The sequence below is a fragment of the Pseudomonas fakonensis genome, from assembly GCF_019139895.1.
Lineage (GTDB): Bacteria > Pseudomonadota > Gammaproteobacteria > Pseudomonadales > Pseudomonadaceae > Aquipseudomonas > Aquipseudomonas fakonensis.
Genome location: NZ_CP077076.1, coordinates 626,181 through 641,514 on the forward strand (window position 1 = coordinate 626,181; position 15,334 = coordinate 641,514).

13 protein-coding genes, 1 tRNA gene and 2 pseudogenes are annotated in these 15,334 nt (G+C 66.7%); 7 read left to right on the plus strand and 9 right to left on the minus strand.

Annotated features, from left to right (window positions below; all coding sequences use genetic code 11):
• Window positions 1-57 precede the first annotated feature (57 nt).
• From selA to KSS94_RS02795, 3 genes are all read left to right on the plus strand, one after another.
• The gene (gene selA, locus KSS94_RS02785; protein WP_217841549.1) at window positions 58-1,485 is read left to right on the plus strand and encodes an L-seryl-tRNA(Sec) selenium transferase; all 1,428 of its coding nucleotides are present in this window, start codon (window positions 58-60) and stop codon (window positions 1,483-1,485) included.
• On the plus strand, window positions 1,482-3,404 hold the full coding sequence (gene selB / locus KSS94_RS02790) for a selenocysteine-specific translation elongation factor (RefSeq protein ID WP_217843506.1): 1,923 nt from the start codon (window positions 1,482-1,484) through the stop codon (window positions 3,402-3,404). The genes selA and selB overlap by 4 nt, the downstream gene beginning before the upstream one ends.
• 7 nt (window positions 3,405-3,411) lie before the next feature.
• A tRNA-Sec gene (locus KSS94_RS02795) sits at window positions 3,412-3,507 on the plus strand.
• Between the two features lie 80 nt (window positions 3,508-3,587).
• Here the strand turns inward: KSS94_RS02795 and KSS94_RS02800 are convergent.
• Window positions 3,588-4,577, minus strand: coding sequence for an asparaginase (locus KSS94_RS02800; RefSeq protein WP_217841550.1), 990 nt, complete (start codon window positions 4,575-4,577; stop codon window positions 3,588-3,590).
• A 150-nt stretch (window positions 4,578-4,727) separates the two neighbouring features.
• Window positions 4,728-6,170, minus strand: a complete 1,443-nt coding sequence (locus tag KSS94_RS02805; protein WP_217841551.1) for an alanine/glycine:cation symporter family protein — start codon at window positions 6,168-6,170, stop codon at window positions 4,728-4,730.
• A 179-nt stretch (window positions 6,171-6,349) separates the two neighbouring features.
• Between KSS94_RS02805 and KSS94_RS02810 the strand changes: the two genes are divergently transcribed.
• Window positions 6,350-7,162 carry a helix-turn-helix domain-containing protein gene (locus KSS94_RS02810; protein ID WP_217843507.1) on the plus strand — a complete coding sequence of 271 codons (813 nt, stop codon included), beginning with the start codon at window positions 6,350-6,352 and terminating at the stop codon, window positions 7,160-7,162.
• Window positions 7,163-7,261: 99 nt separating this feature from the next.
• Here the strand turns inward: KSS94_RS02810 and KSS94_RS02815 are convergent, their stop codons facing one another.
• Window positions 7,262-8,101, minus strand: a complete 840-nt coding sequence (locus KSS94_RS02815; RefSeq protein WP_217841552.1) for an alpha/beta hydrolase — start codon at window positions 8,099-8,101, stop codon at window positions 7,262-7,264.
• A 369-nt stretch (window positions 8,102-8,470) separates the two neighbouring features.
• Between KSS94_RS02815 and KSS94_RS02820 the strand changes: the two genes are divergently transcribed.
• The gene (locus KSS94_RS02820) at window positions 8,471-9,355 is read left to right on the plus strand and encodes a sugar nucleotide-binding protein (RefSeq protein WP_217841553.1); all 885 of its coding nucleotides are present in this window, start codon (window positions 8,471-8,473) and stop codon (window positions 9,353-9,355) included.
• A complete protein-coding gene (locus tag KSS94_RS02825) occupies window positions 9,348-10,280 on the plus strand; it encodes an NAD-dependent epimerase/dehydratase family protein (protein ID WP_217841554.1) in 933 nt (310 codons plus the stop codon). The genes KSS94_RS02820 and KSS94_RS02825 overlap by 8 nt, the downstream gene beginning before the upstream one ends.
• Window positions 10,281-10,644: 364 nt before the next feature.
• On the opposite strand, the pseudogene KSS94_RS02830 reads toward KSS94_RS02825, so the two are convergent.
• Window positions 10,645-10,914: pseudogene (locus KSS94_RS02830) on the minus strand (winged helix-turn-helix transcriptional regulator); the annotation flags it as partial.
• A 41-nt stretch (window positions 10,915-10,955) separates the two neighbouring features.
• Here KSS94_RS02830 and KSS94_RS02835 point away from each other — a divergent pair.
• Window positions 10,956-11,273 (plus strand): annotated as a pseudogene (locus tag KSS94_RS02835) (MFS transporter); the annotation flags it as partial.
• Here the strand turns inward: KSS94_RS02835 and KSS94_RS02840 are convergent.
• The 5 genes from KSS94_RS02840 to KSS94_RS02860 all read right to left on the minus strand — a co-directional run bounded on the left by KSS94_RS02840 (window position 11,270) and on the right by KSS94_RS02860 (window position 15,262).
• Entirely contained in the window at window positions 11,270-11,953 is a 684-nt protein-coding gene (locus tag KSS94_RS02840) for an OmpW/AlkL family protein (RefSeq protein ID WP_217841555.1), read from the minus strand. The pseudogene KSS94_RS02835 and the gene KSS94_RS02840 overlap by 4 nt on opposite strands.
• A gap of 109 nt (window positions 11,954-12,062) precedes the next feature.
• Window positions 12,063-12,677, minus strand: coding sequence for a DUF3299 domain-containing protein (locus KSS94_RS02845; RefSeq protein ID WP_225935831.1), 615 nt, complete (start codon window positions 12,675-12,677; stop codon window positions 12,063-12,065).
• A 9-nt stretch (window positions 12,678-12,686) separates the two neighbouring features.
• Window positions 12,687-13,952 carry an ABC transporter permease gene (locus tag KSS94_RS02850; RefSeq protein ID WP_217841556.1) on the minus strand — a complete coding sequence of 422 codons (1,266 nt, stop codon included), beginning with the start codon at window positions 13,950-13,952 and terminating at the stop codon, window positions 12,687-12,689.
• Complete coding sequence (locus tag KSS94_RS02855) at window positions 13,952-14,662, minus strand: ABC transporter ATP-binding protein (protein WP_217841557.1); 711 nt, start codon at window positions 14,660-14,662, stop codon at window positions 13,952-13,954. The genes KSS94_RS02850 and KSS94_RS02855 overlap by 1 nt, the downstream gene beginning before the upstream one ends.
• Entirely contained in the window at window positions 14,663-15,262 is a 600-nt protein-coding gene (locus KSS94_RS02860) for a DUF2796 domain-containing protein (RefSeq protein ID WP_217841558.1), read from the minus strand.
• Window positions 15,263-15,334 lie beyond the last annotated feature (72 nt).

Consider the following 15,334-nt stretch of genomic DNA (forward strand, 5'->3'; position numbering starts at 1 on the left):
CCGGCTTGCCGGCGATAGGGCCCGCCCAGACAACGGATCAGTCATAGGTAGTACCGAATGTCTTCAACCCTCCCCAGCGATACGCCACGCCTGCCCTCCATCGACACCCTGCTGCGCCACCCCGCCTGCCAGCCGCTGCTCGACCGGCACGGCCGCGACGCCACCCTGGCCACCCTGCGCCAACTGCTCGACGACCTGCGCGACCCCACCCGCAACGGCCAACTGAGCCCTGCCGAGCTGGCCAGTGAGGTACTGCTCGGCCGCGCCGGCGAACGCCTGGCCATGCAACAGCGCAGCCAGGTGCGCCGTGTGTTCAACCTCACCGGCACCGTGCTGCACACCAACCTCGGCCGCGCCCTGCTGCCCGAGGAAGCCGTGCAGGCCATGCAAACCGCCGCCCGCTACCCGCTTAACCTGGAGTTCGACCTGGCCACCGGCAAGCGCGGCGACCGCGACGACCTTATCGAAGGGCTGATCCGCGAACTGACCGGCGCCGAAGCCGTCACCGTGGTCAACAACAACGCCGCTGCCGTGCTGCTGGCGCTCAACAGCCTGGGCGCGCGCAAAGAGGGCATCATCAGCCGCGGCGAGCTGATCGAGATCGGCGGCGCTTTTCGCATCCCCGACATCATGGCCCGCGCCGGGGTGAAGCTGCACGAGATCGGCACCACCAACCGCACCCATGCCCGTGACTACGAGGCCGCCATCAACCCGCGCACCGGCCTGCTGATGCGCGTGCATTGCAGCAACTACAGCATCCAGGGCTTCACCCACCAGGTGCCCACTGCAGAGCTGGCGCGCATTGCCCGCCAGCACGAACTACCCCTGCTCGAAGACCTCGGCAGCGGCAGCCTGCTCGACCTCACCCGCTGGGGCCTGCCGGCCGAGCCAACGGTACGCCAGGCCCTGGCCGACGGCGCCGACATCGTCACCTTCAGTGGCGACAAGCTGCTCGGCGGCCCCCAGGCCGGGATCATCGTCGGGCGCAAAGAGCTGATTGCCAAGATCAAGAAGAACCCGCTCAAGCGCGCCCTGCGGGTGGACAAGATCACCCTCGCCGCACTGGAGGCGGTGTTGGCGCTGTACCGCAACCCCGACCGCCTGGCCGAGCGCCTGCCCAGCCTGCGCCTGCTCACCCGCAGCCAGGCCGAGATCCAGGCCCAGGCCGAACGCCTGGCCCCCGAGCTCAAGGCCCGCCTGGGCGAGCAGTGGGCGGTCAGCGTCGAGCCGGCCCTGGGCATGATCGGCAGCGGCAGCCAGCCGGTGGCGCGCCTGCCCAGCGCCGCCCTGTGCCTGCGCCCGCAGGTGTCGAAAAAGCTGCGCGGGCGCAGCCTGCATGTGCTGGAGCGCGCCCTGCGCAGCCTGCCGGTACCGGTGCTCGGGCGCATCGACGACGACGCCCTGTGGCTCGACCTGCGCCAGCTCGACGACGAGGCGCAGTGGCTTGCGCAACTGCCCGCGCTGCAACTGGGGCCAATGCAGTGATCGTCGGCACCGCCGGCCATATCGACCATGGCAAGACCGCGCTGCTGCAGGCCCTGACCGGCCAGGCCGGCGACACCCGCCAGGAAGAGCGCGCCCGCGGCATGACCATCGACCTCGGCTACCGCTACGCGGCCCTGGCCGAAGGTGCGCCGCTGACCGGCTTCATCGACGTGCCCGGGCACGAGCGGTTTATCCACAACATGCTGGCCGGCGCCCACGGCATCGACCTGGTGCTGCTGGTGGTGGCGGCCGATGACGGGGTGATGCCGCAAACCCGCGAACACCTGGCGATCATCGAGCTGCTGGGTATCCCCCAGGCGCTGGTCGTTATCAGCAAGTGCGACCGTGTGGAGCCCGCGCGGCTGGCCGAGGTGCAAGCACAGGTTACTGAGCTGCTGGCGCCCGGGCCCTATGCCGGGGCCGCGCAGTATTCGCTGTCGAGCGTCAGCGGGGAGGGCGTCGATGCCCTGCGCCAGGCGCTGCTGGCGGCTGAAAAACAGGTCGGCCAGCGCCATGTCGGCGGCGGTTTTCGCCTGGCAGTGGACAGGGCCTTCGCGGTGTCTGGCGCCGGCATCGTAGTCACCGGCACGGCCCTGGCCGGGCAGGTCAGCGCCGGTGACACGCTGCTGTTGGGCAAGGCCGGCAAGCCCGTGCGGGTGCGCGGCCTGCATGCGCAGAACCAGGCCGCACTGGTGGCCCAGGCCGGGCAGCGGGTGGCGCTGAACATCAGCGGCGAGCGCCTGGCTGTGGAGCAGGTGCACCGTGGCGACTGGCTGCTGCCGGCCTGGCTGCATGCGCCGAGCCAGCGGGTGGATATCGAGCTGTCGTTGCTGGCGGGTGAAACCCGCACCTTCGAACACTTCAGCGCCGTGCACGTGCACCTCGGTACCCAGGATGTCACCGCCCGGGTCGCCTTGCTCGAAGGCGAGCAGTTGCAGGCCGGGCAACGCATGTTCGCTCAGTTGCTGCTCAACGCGCCGCTGCAGGCCGTGCACGGCGACCGCCTGGTGCTGCGCGACCAGCGTGCCCAGCGCACCCTCGGCGGCGGCCGGGTGCTCGACCCGTTCGCCCCCAGCCGCCAGCGGCGTGCCGAGGCGCGCCTGCGCCAGTTGCAGGTACTGCGTGACGCCGACGGCCTCGAGCAGGCCCTGCCGGCCCTGCTGGAAACCGCCCCTGGCGGGCTCGACCCGCAGCGCCTGGAGCGCCAGTTCAACCGCCTGCGCGACACCTGGCAGCTACCCGGCGATGTGCAGGTGGTCGCCACCCGCCAGGGCCCGCTGCTGTTCGCCCGGGCGCAGTGGCAAGCCCTCAGGCAGCAGGTGCTGGGCAAGTTGGCGCAGTTCCACGAACAGGAGCCCGACCAGCTTGGCCCGGACCGCGACCGCCTGCGCCGCTACTGTGCGCTGGCACTGGAGCGCCCAGCGTTCGTCAGCTTGCTCGATGAGTTGTTGGGGGAGGGCGCGATCAGCAGCAGCGGCCCCTGGCTGCACCTGCCAGACCACAAGGTGCAACTGAGCGAGGCTGACCGTGCGCTGTGGGAGCGCCTGTTACCGCGGTTGTTGGCAGGTGCCTTCGACCCACCTTGGGTACGCACCCTGGCCAGTGACGAGGCCGTGGGGGAGGCGGATGTGCGCCTGCTGCTGCGCAAGCTGGCGCGGTTGGGGCTGGTGCACCAGGTGGTGCGCGACCTGTTCTACCCAGAGGTGACCATCACCCGCATGGCAGGGCTGCTGTTGCAGCAGGCGGCGGTTTCGCCGATAGTGCAGGTGGCTGCGTTTCGCGACTGCCTGGGCATTGGCCGCAAGCGTAGTGTGCAGATTCTCGAATACTTCGACCGCCTGGGCCTGACCCGCAGGGTCGGTGACCAGCGTCATATCCGTATCGACAGCGCCCTGGCCCAGCAGCAGGCCAGGCCCTGAGTTCCAAGGAAGGCAATCGCGCCCGGTGGCGCGGCCGGGCTTCAAACCCGGTTGGGGACGGCAGCCGTTCCCGGGCAGGTTCGACTCCCGCTGCCTTCCGCCATTTTCTTAAGGCCCACTCGCGGGCCTGCGCATACCCTGTAGGAGCCGGCTTGCCGGCGATGAGGCCCGAAAGGCCACAACCTAAGCCCGCTCCCCACACACATCCAAGCCAAACCACTGCTCGGCAGCATCGGCATCCAACCCCGCCCCCAGCAGCGCGAACAACTTGCCCAGCGCCGCCTCACGGGTCATGCCGCCACCACTGACCAACCCGGTATCACGCAGCCGGCTACCGGCAGCATAGGTGTCGAACACCACCGAACCTTCCGCGCACTGGCTGATGGCGACGATTACCACGCCACGCTGGCGCGCCCCGTGCAGTGCATCCAGCAGCGCCTGGTCGTCCGACGGCCCGGTGCCGCTGCCATAGCATTCCAGCACCAAGCCCTGAATGCCGCTGGCCAACAGCCCGTTCAGGTGCTCGGCTGCAAGCCCCGGGAACACCGGCAGCACCGCCAGTTTCACCGGCTGGCGCACCTGGCGGTAGCTCAGCACGGCGGGCAGTTGTGCGGCCCGCTCGCCTTCACGGTGGCGGGCTGGCGCGGTAAAGGCATCGAACGCCTCGCTACGCAGCTTCGAAGCGCGGCAGCCATGCAGCAGCTGGCCATGGAAATACAGCTGCACGCCGTCGGCCAGGCCCTGTTCGAACTGGCGCAGGGCACCCACCAGGTTGTCCCAGGCGTCGCTGTCCGGCGCACCGGCCGGCAGCATGGAGCCGGTCAGCACTACCGGCACCGGCAGGCCCAGCAGCAGGAACGACAGCGCCGCAGCGCTGTAGGCCAGGGTGTCGGTGCCGTGCAGCACCAGCACGCCGTCATGGCCGTCGCGTTCCACGGACTCGACGATGGCGTCGCGCATCGCCAGCCAGTTGGCCTGCTGCATGTTGGCGCTGTCGATCAGCGGGCTGAGTTCGCGCAGCGTCCAGTGCAGTTGCGGTGCATCGTTGCACTGGGCCAGGTGCTCACGCATGCGCGCATCGAAACCACCGGCAGGCGCCAGGCCTTGTGGGGTTTCCAGCATGCCGATGGTGCCACCGGTGTAGAGGACGAGGAGATTCTTGACTGCACGCATGGAAGCATTCCGAAGCGATGTCAGGCCCTGTCGCAGCGTATGCCCGAGGCGACACGTAACCCTGCAGGCGCCGGCTTGCCGGCGATAGGGCCCGAAGACGAAGAAAGAGTCAGCCGCCCACGAACGGGGCGGCTGCGGCAGCGCAGAATATCAGCGCTGGGTCTGCGCTTGGGCAGCGCTATTGTCAGCGGCTGTTTCAACCTGTGGGTTGGTCGGCCAGGCGGCGCGGTCCAGGTCCAGGTCGGCGAACTTGCTCGAGTCGAACACCGGCTGCTTGATGCCGGCCTTGCGCTGCTCGTCGTAGTCGCGCATTACTCGCAGGCCGACCTTGAACAGCAGGGCCAGGGCCACCAGGTTGACGAACGCCAGGCAAGTCATGGTGATGTCGGCGAAGGCGAATACGGTCGACAGGTCCTGCATCGAACCCCACACCACCAGTGCCAGCACCAGGCCACGGAAGCCCATCAGCACCGCACGGTTGCGGCTCAGGAACTGCAGGCTGTTCTCGCCCAGGTAGTAGTTGTAGAGGATGCAGGTGAACACGAACAGCGACAGCGCGACGCTGACGAACAGGCGGCCCCAGTCACCGACCACGGCGGCCAGCGAGTTCTGGGTCAGGACGATGCCGTCACCTTCGAAGCCCGGGGTGTAGAAGCCCGACAGCAGAATCAGCAGCGCGGTGCAGGTGCAGATCACGAAGGTGTCGAGGAACACGCTGAACGCCTGGACCACGCCCTGGGCACCCGGGTGCTTGACGGCAGCCACGGCGGCCACGTTCGGTGCACTGCCCAGGCCCGCTTCGTTGGCGAACACGCCACGCTTCACGCCCATCACGATGGCGCTGCCGAGCAGGCCGCCGAACGCAGGGTCAAGGCCGAAGGCGCTCTTGAAGATGGTTTCCAGCATGGCTGGCACGTGTTCGATCTGGGTGCCGATCACGTACAGGGTGACGCCGATGTAGGCCAGGGTCTTGATCGGTACCAGCAGGTCCGATACTGCCGCGATACGCTTGATGCCACCGATGAAGGTGATCGCCAGCAGCACGGCCAGGATGATGCCGGTGTGTTGCGGGTCGAAGGCAAAGGCGTTCTGCAGCGAGTGGGTCACGGTGTACGACTGCAGGCCGATGAAGGCGAAGCCGTAGGTGACCAGCAGCAGGATCGAGAACACGATCGCCATGCTCTTGTTCTTCAGGCCGTGCAGGATGTAGTACGCCGGGCCGCCGCGGTACAGGCCATCGCCATCGGCGCGCTTGTAGACCTGGGCCAGGGTGCACTCGAAGAAGCTGCTGGACATGCCCACCAGCGCGGTGACCCACATCCAGAACACAGCGCCCGGGCCACCCAGGGTCACGGCAATGCCGACACCTGCGATGTTACCGGCGCCGACGCGCCCGGCCAGGCTCAGCATCAGGGCCTGGAACGAGCTCAGTTGGCCTGCCTGGCCGCGAAGGGATTCCTTGAAGACACCGAACATGTGGCCGAAGTGGCGGAACTGCACGAACCGCGAGCGGAGGGTGAAGTAGCTGCCGAGTCCGACGATCAGCACGATGAGGACCTTCCCCGAGAGGAAGTCGTTGATTAATTCGAGCATTGGAAATGACCTCGATTCTTATTCTTCGTATGGAATGACCAGCGGACGGCAGGCGCACCGCTATTCGTTAGCGCGCATGGTTGGCGATGACACCTGTAGTTACAATTTCGCGGGTTGCTCCATTTTGGTGCGACTTGATGCTACACTGGCATCACTCGCATCACCTGGACCCCGGCATCATGGGCGATCACTTCGCTACCAACCTCAAATTGGCCTGCAGCCACTACCGCTCTATCTCCGAGGTTTGCCGGCAGCTGTCGATCAACCGGGCGCAATTCAACAAGTACCTGAGCGGGCAAAGCCGTCCGACGGCCTACAACATGAAACGCATCGGTGACTTCTTCGGCGTGGAGGACTACGAGCTGGGTTTGCCGCCCGAACAGTTCGCCCGCCTGATCGGCGCCCGCACCCCCAGTGAACAGCCAGGGCAAGCGGACGATCCGATCAGCGAGCTGTTCAAGCCGCTGCACAAGGAAGCCGGCAACCTGTCGCGCTACTGCGGCTACTACTTCGAATATTCCAACTGCATGTCGGTGCCGGGCTCGATCCTGGTGTCGCTGGTGCACCTGCGCGAGGAGCGCGGCAGCTTCCTGTTCGAGCGCCAGGAGCGCCAGGAACGCAGCAGCGCCAACGACGTGCACGCCGAGGTGCGCTGCCGCTACCTGGGGGCGGCGTTCCAGTTGCAGGACCGCATGTTCCTGATCGACTACGAGTCGCTGACCCTCAACGAGATGAGCCAGACCGTGCTCATCCCCAGCTTCAAGAGCCGCATCAGCCGCCTCAACGGCCTCAAGACCGGCGTGTCCAGCGGCGACCGGCGCAACCCGGCGTGCACTCGGGTGGTGTGGGAGTACCTGGGTGAGGAGATCAACCGCATCAACGCCTATCGCCAGGTGCGCCTGTACCGCCCGGACGACCCGCGCATCGACGACGACATCCGCGACCGCCTGAGCGCCGGCATGGTCAGCAACGGCCTGTTCGAGATCGAATAGCGCGCGCGACTTCTGCGGGAGCAAAATTTCTAAAAGCTGGTGCGATCCCTGTAGGAGCGGGCTTGCCCGCGATCACCGGCGCAGCCGGTGCCATGCCCGTCACCCCAGAATGAACGCCCCCACCGCCTGCGCCACCTGGTCCGCCACCGCCGGCCGCTCGCGCAGATGCGCGGCAATGCCGTGGTCGCAGTCGGTCAGCATCAGGCACTCCACATCCGCCGCCGGCACAGAGCGCAGCAAGCTGTGGGTTACTTCTTCAGGGATCGGGCTATACCGGTCCACCCCCGCCATGCACCGCACCCCGGCCGAGGTCCCCGGCCCCTGGCCATGCACTTTGGAGTTGAGCCCGTCGTACTCGCCGATCACCAGCAGCACCCGCCCCTGGAACTGGCGCAAAAAGGCATAGCTGTCGCAATCCAGAAAGGCGAAGGGCTTGCGAATGGCCGCCGTGAACGCCGGCCCGAACGGCGCACTGTGCGCAGCATCCGGGTACACCGCCGGGCAGATCAGCACCAGCTTGCGCACGCTCGGGCGCTGCGCCGCCAGCTTCAAGGCGATGGCCCCGCCCAGGCTATGCCCGACCAAGGTATCGCTGCGCGCATCCAGGTGGCGGTGAAAACGCAGCGCTTCAGCCAGGTTGCTGGCCAGCGAGGCATCCGGTGCCCCAGGCTCAGCGGCCTGGCTGTGCCCCGACAGGTTGCCGGTCAGCGAACCGATGCCCTGTTGCTGCAAGCGGTACAGCAAGGGGTTGAGCCGGGTGAAGTCAGAACGTGCCCCACCCACCACGAACACCGGCGCCGCGCGCTCCTGCCCTGGCAGCAGTAGCCGGGCCTGCTGGCGGTAGCCGCCAAAGCTTTCCTCGATGAAACGCTCCGCGCCGGGCGCGGGTTCGTCGTACTGCCATAGCCCGCGTTGCGCGGAATTCAGGGTTAGCTCCATCTGCACTCCCATAGAACGGATCACAGCAGCCGGTACCTTTAACCGCGCCGCCTGCTTCGCGGCTAAAGCCGCTCCCACAAAATTGCGCCAAGCCTGGGTCGTGTGCTGTACCTGTAGGAGCCGGCTTGCCGGCGATGAGGCCAGCGTGGGCAATACAAGACAGTAGCCTGCAGAGCTTGTAGGCATTCTCACTCTATTTACACGGCGGCTCGGCAGAGCCAGCTTTCAAGCCACTCCCTTAGCAGTACCTAGCATACCCAGGCACGCAAGCGCCGCAAATGGCGCCACACCGTCCGCGGTTGCACTTCCCCCCGCACAAACCGCAAAATGCCCCTTTCCCCAATCGACCAGACCGGACCTTCTGACTCTATGCGTATGCGCCTGATGCTGTTGGGTGGTGGCAATGCCCTCGGGCAAGCGCTGATTCGCCTCGGGGCCGAGGAAGATATCGCCTTCCTGGCGCCGCGCCCGCCGGAAGGCGGCTGGGACGCGGCCAGCCTGACCCTGCTGCTCGACGAGCAGCGCCCGGATGCGCTGGTCAACCTGGCCTACTACTTCGACTGGTTCCAGGCCGAGTCGGTCAGCGAGCCGCGCCTGGCGCAGCAGGAGCGCGCGGTGGAGCGGCTGGCCGAGCTGTGCCAGCACCACGAGATCGTCCTGGTGCAGCCCTCCAGCTACCGGGTGTTCGACGGCTCGCGGGCCACCGCCTACAGCGAAAAGGACGAACCCGTGCCGCTGGGCCTGCGCGGCCAGGCGCTGTGGCGTATCGAGCAAAGCGTGCGCGCCACCTGCCCGCAGCATGTGCTGCTGCGCTTTGGCTGGCTGCTCGACGAAAGCCGTGACGGTTCGCTGGGGCGTTTCCTCACCCGCGCCGAGCAACCCCAGGAACTGCTGCTGGCTGACGACCGGCGCGGCAACCCGACCCCGGTGGATGACGCCGCGCGGGTAATCCTCTCGGTGCTCAAGCAGCTCGATTGCAAGGCGCCGCTGTGGGGCACCTACCACTACGCCGGCAACGAGGCGACCACGCCGCTGGCGTTGGGCCAGGCGATCCTCACCGAAGCTGCGCAGTGGCGCCCGCTGGCTGTGCAGCAACCCACCGCCCAGGCCCACGCCGCGCGCCCGGACGCCAGCGAAGAGCCGCAGCACGCGGTGCTGGCCTGCAAGAAAATCCTTCACACTTTCGGCATCAAGCCACGCGCCTGGCGCGCCGGCTTGCCGCCCCTACTGGACCGTTTCTACCGACATGGCTGATGCCCCCATCCTGATCACCGGCGGCGCCGGCTTCATCGGCTCCCACCTGTGCGATGCGTTGCTGGAAAAAGGCTACGCGGTACGTATTCTCGACGACCTGTCCACCGGCAAGCGCAGCAACCTGCAGCTGGGTCACCCCAGGCTGCAACTGATCGAAGGCGATGTCGCCGACGCAGCGCTGGTGGCGCGCGCCACCGAAGGCTGCCAGGCAGTGGTGCACCTGGCCGCGGTGGCCTCGGTGCAGGCCTCGGTCGAAGACCCGGTGAAAACCCACCAGAGCAACTTCATCGGCACCCTCAACCTGTGCGAGGCCATGCGCCTGAACGGTGTGCGCCGGGTGCTGTTCGCCTCCAGCGCGGCGGTGTACGGCAACAACGGCGAAGGCCAGTCGGTCTTTGAGGACTCCCCGAAAGCGCCGCTGACCCCCTACGCGGTGGACAAGCTGGCCAGCGAACAGTACCTGGACTTCTACCGCCGCCAGCACGGCCTGGAGCCGGTGGTGTTCCGCTTCTTCAACATCTTCGGCCCGCGCCAGGACCCGTCCTCGCCGTATTCCGGGGTGATCAGCATCTTTGCCGAGCGCGCGCTCAACGGCCAGCCGATCATGCTGTTCGGCGATGGCGAGCAGACCCGCGACTTCCTCTATGTGGGCGACCTGGTCCAGGTGATGGTGCAGGCCATCGAAATGCCGCAGGTGGAAGAGGGCGCGGTGAACATCGGCCTGAACCAGGCCACCTCGCTGAACCAGTTGCTCAAGGCCATCGAACAGGTGGTCGGCAGCCTGCCGCCGGTCAGCCACGGCCCGGCGCGTTCGGGCGACATCCGCCACTCGCGGGCCGACAACAGCCGCCTGCTGGCGCGCTTCGATTTCCCCGAGCCGACGCCGTTCGTGGACGGCGTGGCGCGGTTGCTGGGCAAGGCCTGAGGTGTCGTGACGCCTGCACCGGCCGCATCGCCGGCAAACCGGCTCCTACAGGGATTGCAGAGCCCCAGGCCTGCACTGTACCTGTAGGAGATCACCCAGCCCTCGGGGCTGCGCGGTCGCGCAGAGAACTAGTCTCGCAGATGCACCGCGCCCTGTGGGAAGCGGCCTTGTGTCGCGATGGGCTGCGCAGCAGCCCCGGCAATTTTGCATGAAGCCGAGATCTTGGGGCCGCTTCGCGCCCCATCTCGACCGGACGGCGCCCCGGCAAGGCCGCTTCCAAAAAACTGTTTTAAATCAATAGCTTGTAGTTTGTTCTATGAGAGTCGGCTTGCCGGCGATGAGGCCGGTGCAAGGTTTCGGGCCATCACGAATGCCGAATCACCCGCCGCTGGCAATCCCCCGCCTGCAGCACCCGCCCATCACTGGCCTGCACTTGCAAAGCCGCAAGCGCCTGCCCGCGCTCATCCACCAACTCTGAACGCGCCTCGCCTGCGTTGAACAGAAACCGCTCCCCCCACTGACGCAAGCCGATCACCACCGGAAACAGCGCCTGGCCCTTTTCCGTCAGCACGTACTCCTTGTAGGCACTGCCATCGGAGGCCGGTTGCTGCGCCAGCAACCCGGCCTCCACCAGGGGTGGTGGGCACGCTGACCAGCGGTGTGGTGCTGGGCATCCTGCTGGCGCTGGTGGCCGGCGTACTGCTGCTGGATTTTGCGGTGCAGGCGGTGCATGTCACCAACCAGAGCCTGTTGCTGGCTGGGCGTGCGGCAATGGCCAGCCGGCTGATCGGCGCCTATATGTGCTGTTATTCGCTGGGTAGCGGGCTGGGCGCAGTGGCCGCGAGCTGGGTGTACGGGCTGTGGGGGTGGGGTGCGGTGTGCGTGCTGGGGGCTGTAATCAGTGCTGGCGCCTGGGGTTGCTGGCGCTGGCAGCAAGCGCGGGGCAAGCCCGCTCCCGCGCATGGGGAGCAGGCTGCTGGCGGGCGGGCTTAGAACTTGTAGCCGATACCGACCATGTACACCCATGGGTCTACATCCACATCCACCTTGGTCTTGCCCACGCCCAGGGCGCTTGGGCCGTCGATGGTGGCCTTGGTGTCGATGTCGACGTACCAGACCGCGGCGTTCACCAGCAGGTTCTCGGTGAGCATGTAGTCCATGCCCAACTGGCCGGCAATACCGACAGAGTCCTGCAGCTTCATGTTGCTGAAGCCTTGCTGCTTGCGGTTGCTGCTCAGGTCTTCATCGAAGAACAGGGTGTAGTTGATGCCCACGCCTGCGTACGGCTGGAACTTCGAGCTCGGCTCCATCGGGTAGTACTGCAGCGACAGGGTCGGTGGCAGTTGCTTGATGTCGGCCAGCTTGCCGTCCAGGCCAGGGCCCAGGCCTTTCACACCGACGGTGTGCTTGAACGGGGTGGCGGCCAGCAGTTCCAGGCCGATGTGGTCGGTGAGCATGTAGGCGAAGGCCAGGCCCAGTTGGGTGTCGCTGTCCAGGGTTGCCTTGGTGCCCGACGCCTTGACGCCATCGAGTTTGATGTCGCCGCTGTTTTCGTTCGGCGCGGTGGTGATGGCGCCGGCGCGCAGGATGAAATCACCCGCCTGGTGGGCGTGGGCAACGGGCGCTGCGAGCGCCAGGGCAACGAGCGAGGCGCCGAGCAAGGACTTGTTCATGGAAGCTCCCAAAGGACGTGAGTAATCGAGTAGTCCAATGGTATGAATCCGTTCGAGCGCAGGGTTTGACCCAGCTCAACGAACCCGCTTCATAAAGCCGACGCAGGTCTCATTTCAGCTCGTAAGCGTAGATTTTCTCGGCTTCCATCTGGTAACCGGCATCGGCCAGTTCGCTGCTGCTGGCTTTTACCTGCATCGTGCCCTCGATCCAGTAGGGCTGGTACAGGTCCTCCACGCGTACGCCCATCTCGCTGAAAATGTGCACGATCTGGTTCGACGGTGGCGGCGGCACGTGAATGCACGCGCCGTAGTAGGGCACCAGCAAAAACTCCGTGGTACGGCCTTCCTCGCTCACCTCCAGCGGCACGATGTAGCCGGGGATCTTCACTTGCTGGCCATTCAGTGTCTTCACCACCGGTGCGTCGGGTGCCTGCTGGCGGGCAGCGGGGGCCGACTCGGCAGCCAGCGCGTTGCCGATCTGCGACAGGTCGTGCAGCGGCACCAGTTGCGGCGGAATCACCGGCGCGCCCTCTGGGATCAGCGCCGGCCAGTCCAGCTCACGCGGTTCGCCAGCCCAGCTAAAGACTGGCAGCAGCAGTACCGCCAGCAGCAGCCAAACTCCGTGGGAGCGGGCTTGCCCCGCGATAGGTTCAGGCTGGATGGCACCGGCCTTGCCGGTGTTCGCGGGGCAAGCCTGCTCCCACAACTGCGCTTGCTTGGTCATTAACCGTTCTCAAAGATGAATCGACAAGCCATCGGCCAGCGACTGCCGATAGGCGCGCCAGGCCGGTACGCTGCCCATCAGCAGCGCTGCGCCGAGGATGATAGCCAGCAAGGTCCATTCGTGCGCGCTCGGCCAGGCCAGCGGCAGGTACAGCCCGTAGTTGGCCTGCACATAGCCCTGGGCCAGGGCGATACCTGCATACAGCAAGCCCAGCCCGGCAGCGATGCCGGCCACGGCCAGGGCCAGCGCCTCGAGCACCAGCAGCCCGCCGATATGCCAGGGCCTTGCGCCCACCGAGCGCAAGATGGCCATCTCGCGGCGGCGCTCGTTGAGGCTGGTGAGGATGGCCGTGAGCATGCCGATCAACCCGGTCAGTACCACGAACAACGACACCACGAACAGCGCCTGCTCGGCCGTGCCCATCAGGCTCCACAACTCCTGCAGCGCAACGCCGGGCAAGATTGCCAGCAATGGCTCGCTGCGGTACTCGTTGATTTCGCGCTGCAGGCTGAAGGTGGCGATCTTGTTGTTCAGGCCCAGCATGAAGGCAGTGATGGCCGTGGGTTGCAAGTCCATGGTGCGCGCCTGCTCGGCGCTGATGCGCCCGGCGCCGCGGGCCGGCACGCCGTTGTGCCAGTCGATGTGAATAGCCTCCATGCCGCCCAGGCTGATGTGCAGGGTGCGGTCCACCGGGGTGCCGGTGCGCTTGAGCACGCCAACCACGGTGAACGGCTTGTCGTCATGCTTGACCAGGCTGATGGCGGCCACCCCGTGGGCCAGCACCAGCTTGTCGCCCAGCTTGTAGTGCAGCGCCTCGGCCACCTCGGCGCCCAGCACCACCTCGAACGGGTCGCTTTCGAACGGGCGGCCCTGGCTCAGTGCCAGGTGCTGCTTGCGGCCGTACTGGTAGTGGTCGAAGTAATCGGTGGTGGTGCCCATCACCCGGTAGCCGCGGTGCGAGTCACCCAGCGAAATGGGGATGGCCCACTTCACCCGCGGGTCCTGGGCGTAGTGCTGGTAGCTGTCCCAGCGGATGTTGTTGGTGGCGTTGCCGATGCGAAACACCGAGTACAGCAACAGGTTCACCGACCCCGAGCGTGCGCCGACGATCAGGTCGGTGCCGCTGATGGTGCTGGCGAAGCTGGCGCGGGCTTCGGTGCGTACCCGCTCGACAGCCAGCAGCAGGCACACCGACAGGGCGATGGCAAAGGCGGTCAGCAGGGCGGTGAAGCGGCGGTTGGCAAGGCTTGCCAGGGCAAGGCGGAGCAGGTACATCAGGCCTCCCGGGGCTTGGCGGCGCGGTTGAGTTCGGCCAGGGACAGGTTGCGGTCGAACAGCGGCGCCAGGCTCTGGTCGTGGCTGACGAACAACAGGCTGGAGCCGGCGGCGCGGCATTCGTCGAACAGCAGGCGGATGAACGCTTCACGGGTGTCGGCGTCCAGCGCCGAGGTGGGCTCGTCGGCGATCACCAGCTCCGGCTGGCCGATCAGCGCCCGGGCGGCGGCCACCCGTTGCTGCTGGCCGATCGACAGGCTGCCGGCGCGCCGCGCCAGCAGGTCGGGGGCGTCCAGGCCCAGGTGCGCCAGCAGGTGCGCGGCGGCTTGGTCGATGCTGCCATGGCGCTGGCTGGCGCGTTCGGCACGGGACTTCGAGAAGCGGCAGGGCAGCTCGACGTTTTCGCGCACCGACAGAAACGGCAGCAGGTTGAACTGCTGGAAGATGTAGCCCGTATGGTCGACCCGAAAACGGTCACGGGCGCCCTGGCTCAAGCTGGCCAGGTCCTGGCCGAGCAGCTGGATGCGCCCCTGGCCTGGGCGGTTGACCCCGCCCAGCAGGCCCAGCAGGGTGGTCTTGCCACTGCCGCTGGGGCCCTTGAGGAACAGCGCCTCGCCGGCCTCCAGGCGAAAGCTCGGGATATCCAGCAGCGGCGCCTGGCCGGGCCAGGCGAATACCAGGTCATGCAGCTCGATCAGCGCCTGGCTCATTCAGAACGCGACCACGGCCTTGTTGGGGGTGGCTTCCACGCCTTTCTGGCCATTCGGGCCGATCAACTGCACGTTGACCTTTTGCGTTTGCGGGAAGGTCTTGAACAGCGGGCCGAGGTCGAGCTGGGCGAGCTTGGCCGGGGTGGAGCAGGTGAACTGGTAGTGCGCGTTCACATCGGCGTGCTGGTGGCCGTGCTCATGTTCGTGCTCGTCAGCATCTTCGTCGGCGTGGGCCGCGTCGCCGAACAGCGGGCTTTCCAGCTCCTGGGCGTCATCCTTGCAGCCGGCAGCCTGAGCCAGGCCGAACAGTTTCTGCGGTTGCTCGAGCAACTGGCGCGCGGCGGCGACCTTGGCCTTGTCGGCGTCAGTGCTGGCGGCGTGCTCGAAGCCGACGATGTTCATCGCCGGGCTGTCCAGCTCCAGCTCCAGGGTGTTGCCGTCAAGCACTACGTTGAGCTTGGCCACCCCGTGCTCGTGGGCGCCGAGGGTGCCGTGGGCGTGATCATGGTCATGGTCATGGTCATGGTCATGGTCGTCGTGGGCATGGGCCACGGCCAGGGGCAGCAGGGCGAAGGGCAGGGCGAGCAGCAGACGACGCATGGACGGCTCCAGAAGCGGATTGAAAGGATTTAGTAATGTTATAACAACTTTTATTTCCCCCGCCACCCTGGC

Bases quoted from the DNA above. Each gene is read 5' to 3' on its own strand.
- selA (WP_217841549.1), top strand. From the start codon at position 58: ATGTCTTCAACCCTCCCCAGCGATACGCCACGCCTGCCCTCCATCGAC.
- KSS94_RS02800 (WP_217841550.1), bottom strand. From the start codon at position 4,577: ATGCGTGCAGTCAAGAATCTCCTCGTCCTCTACACCGGTGGCACCATC.
- KSS94_RS02805 (WP_217841551.1), bottom strand. From the start codon at position 6,170: ATGCTCGAATTAATCAACGACTTCCTCTCGGGGAAGGTCCTCATCGTG.
- KSS94_RS02810 (WP_217843507.1), top strand. From the start codon at position 6,350: ATGGGCGATCACTTCGCTACCAACCTCAAATTGGCCTGCAGCCACTAC.
- KSS94_RS02815 (WP_217841552.1), bottom strand. From the start codon at position 8,101: ATGGAGCTAACCCTGAATTCCGCGCAACGCGGGCTATGGCAGTACGAC.
- KSS94_RS02820 (WP_217841553.1), top strand. From the start codon at position 8,471: ATGCGTATGCGCCTGATGCTGTTGGGTGGTGGCAATGCCCTCGGGCAA.
- KSS94_RS02825 (WP_217841554.1), top strand. From the start codon at position 9,348: ATGGCTGATGCCCCCATCCTGATCACCGGCGGCGCCGGCTTCATCGGC.
- KSS94_RS02840 (WP_217841555.1), bottom strand. From the start codon at position 11,953: ATGAACAAGTCCTTGCTCGGCGCCTCGCTCGTTGCCCTGGCGCTCGCA.
- KSS94_RS02845 (WP_225935831.1), bottom strand. From the start codon at position 12,677: ATGACCAAGCAAGCGCAGTTGTGGGAGCAGGCTTGCCCCGCGAACACC.
- KSS94_RS02850 (WP_217841556.1), bottom strand. From the start codon at position 13,952: ATGTACCTGCTCCGCCTTGCCCTGGCAAGCCTTGCCAACCGCCGCTTC.
- KSS94_RS02855 (WP_217841557.1), bottom strand. From the start codon at position 14,662: ATGAGCCAGGCGCTGATCGAGCTGCATGACCTGGTATTCGCCTGGCCC.
- KSS94_RS02860 (WP_217841558.1), bottom strand. From the start codon at position 15,262: ATGCGTCGTCTGCTGCTCGCCCTGCCCTTCGCCCTGCTGCCCCTGGCC.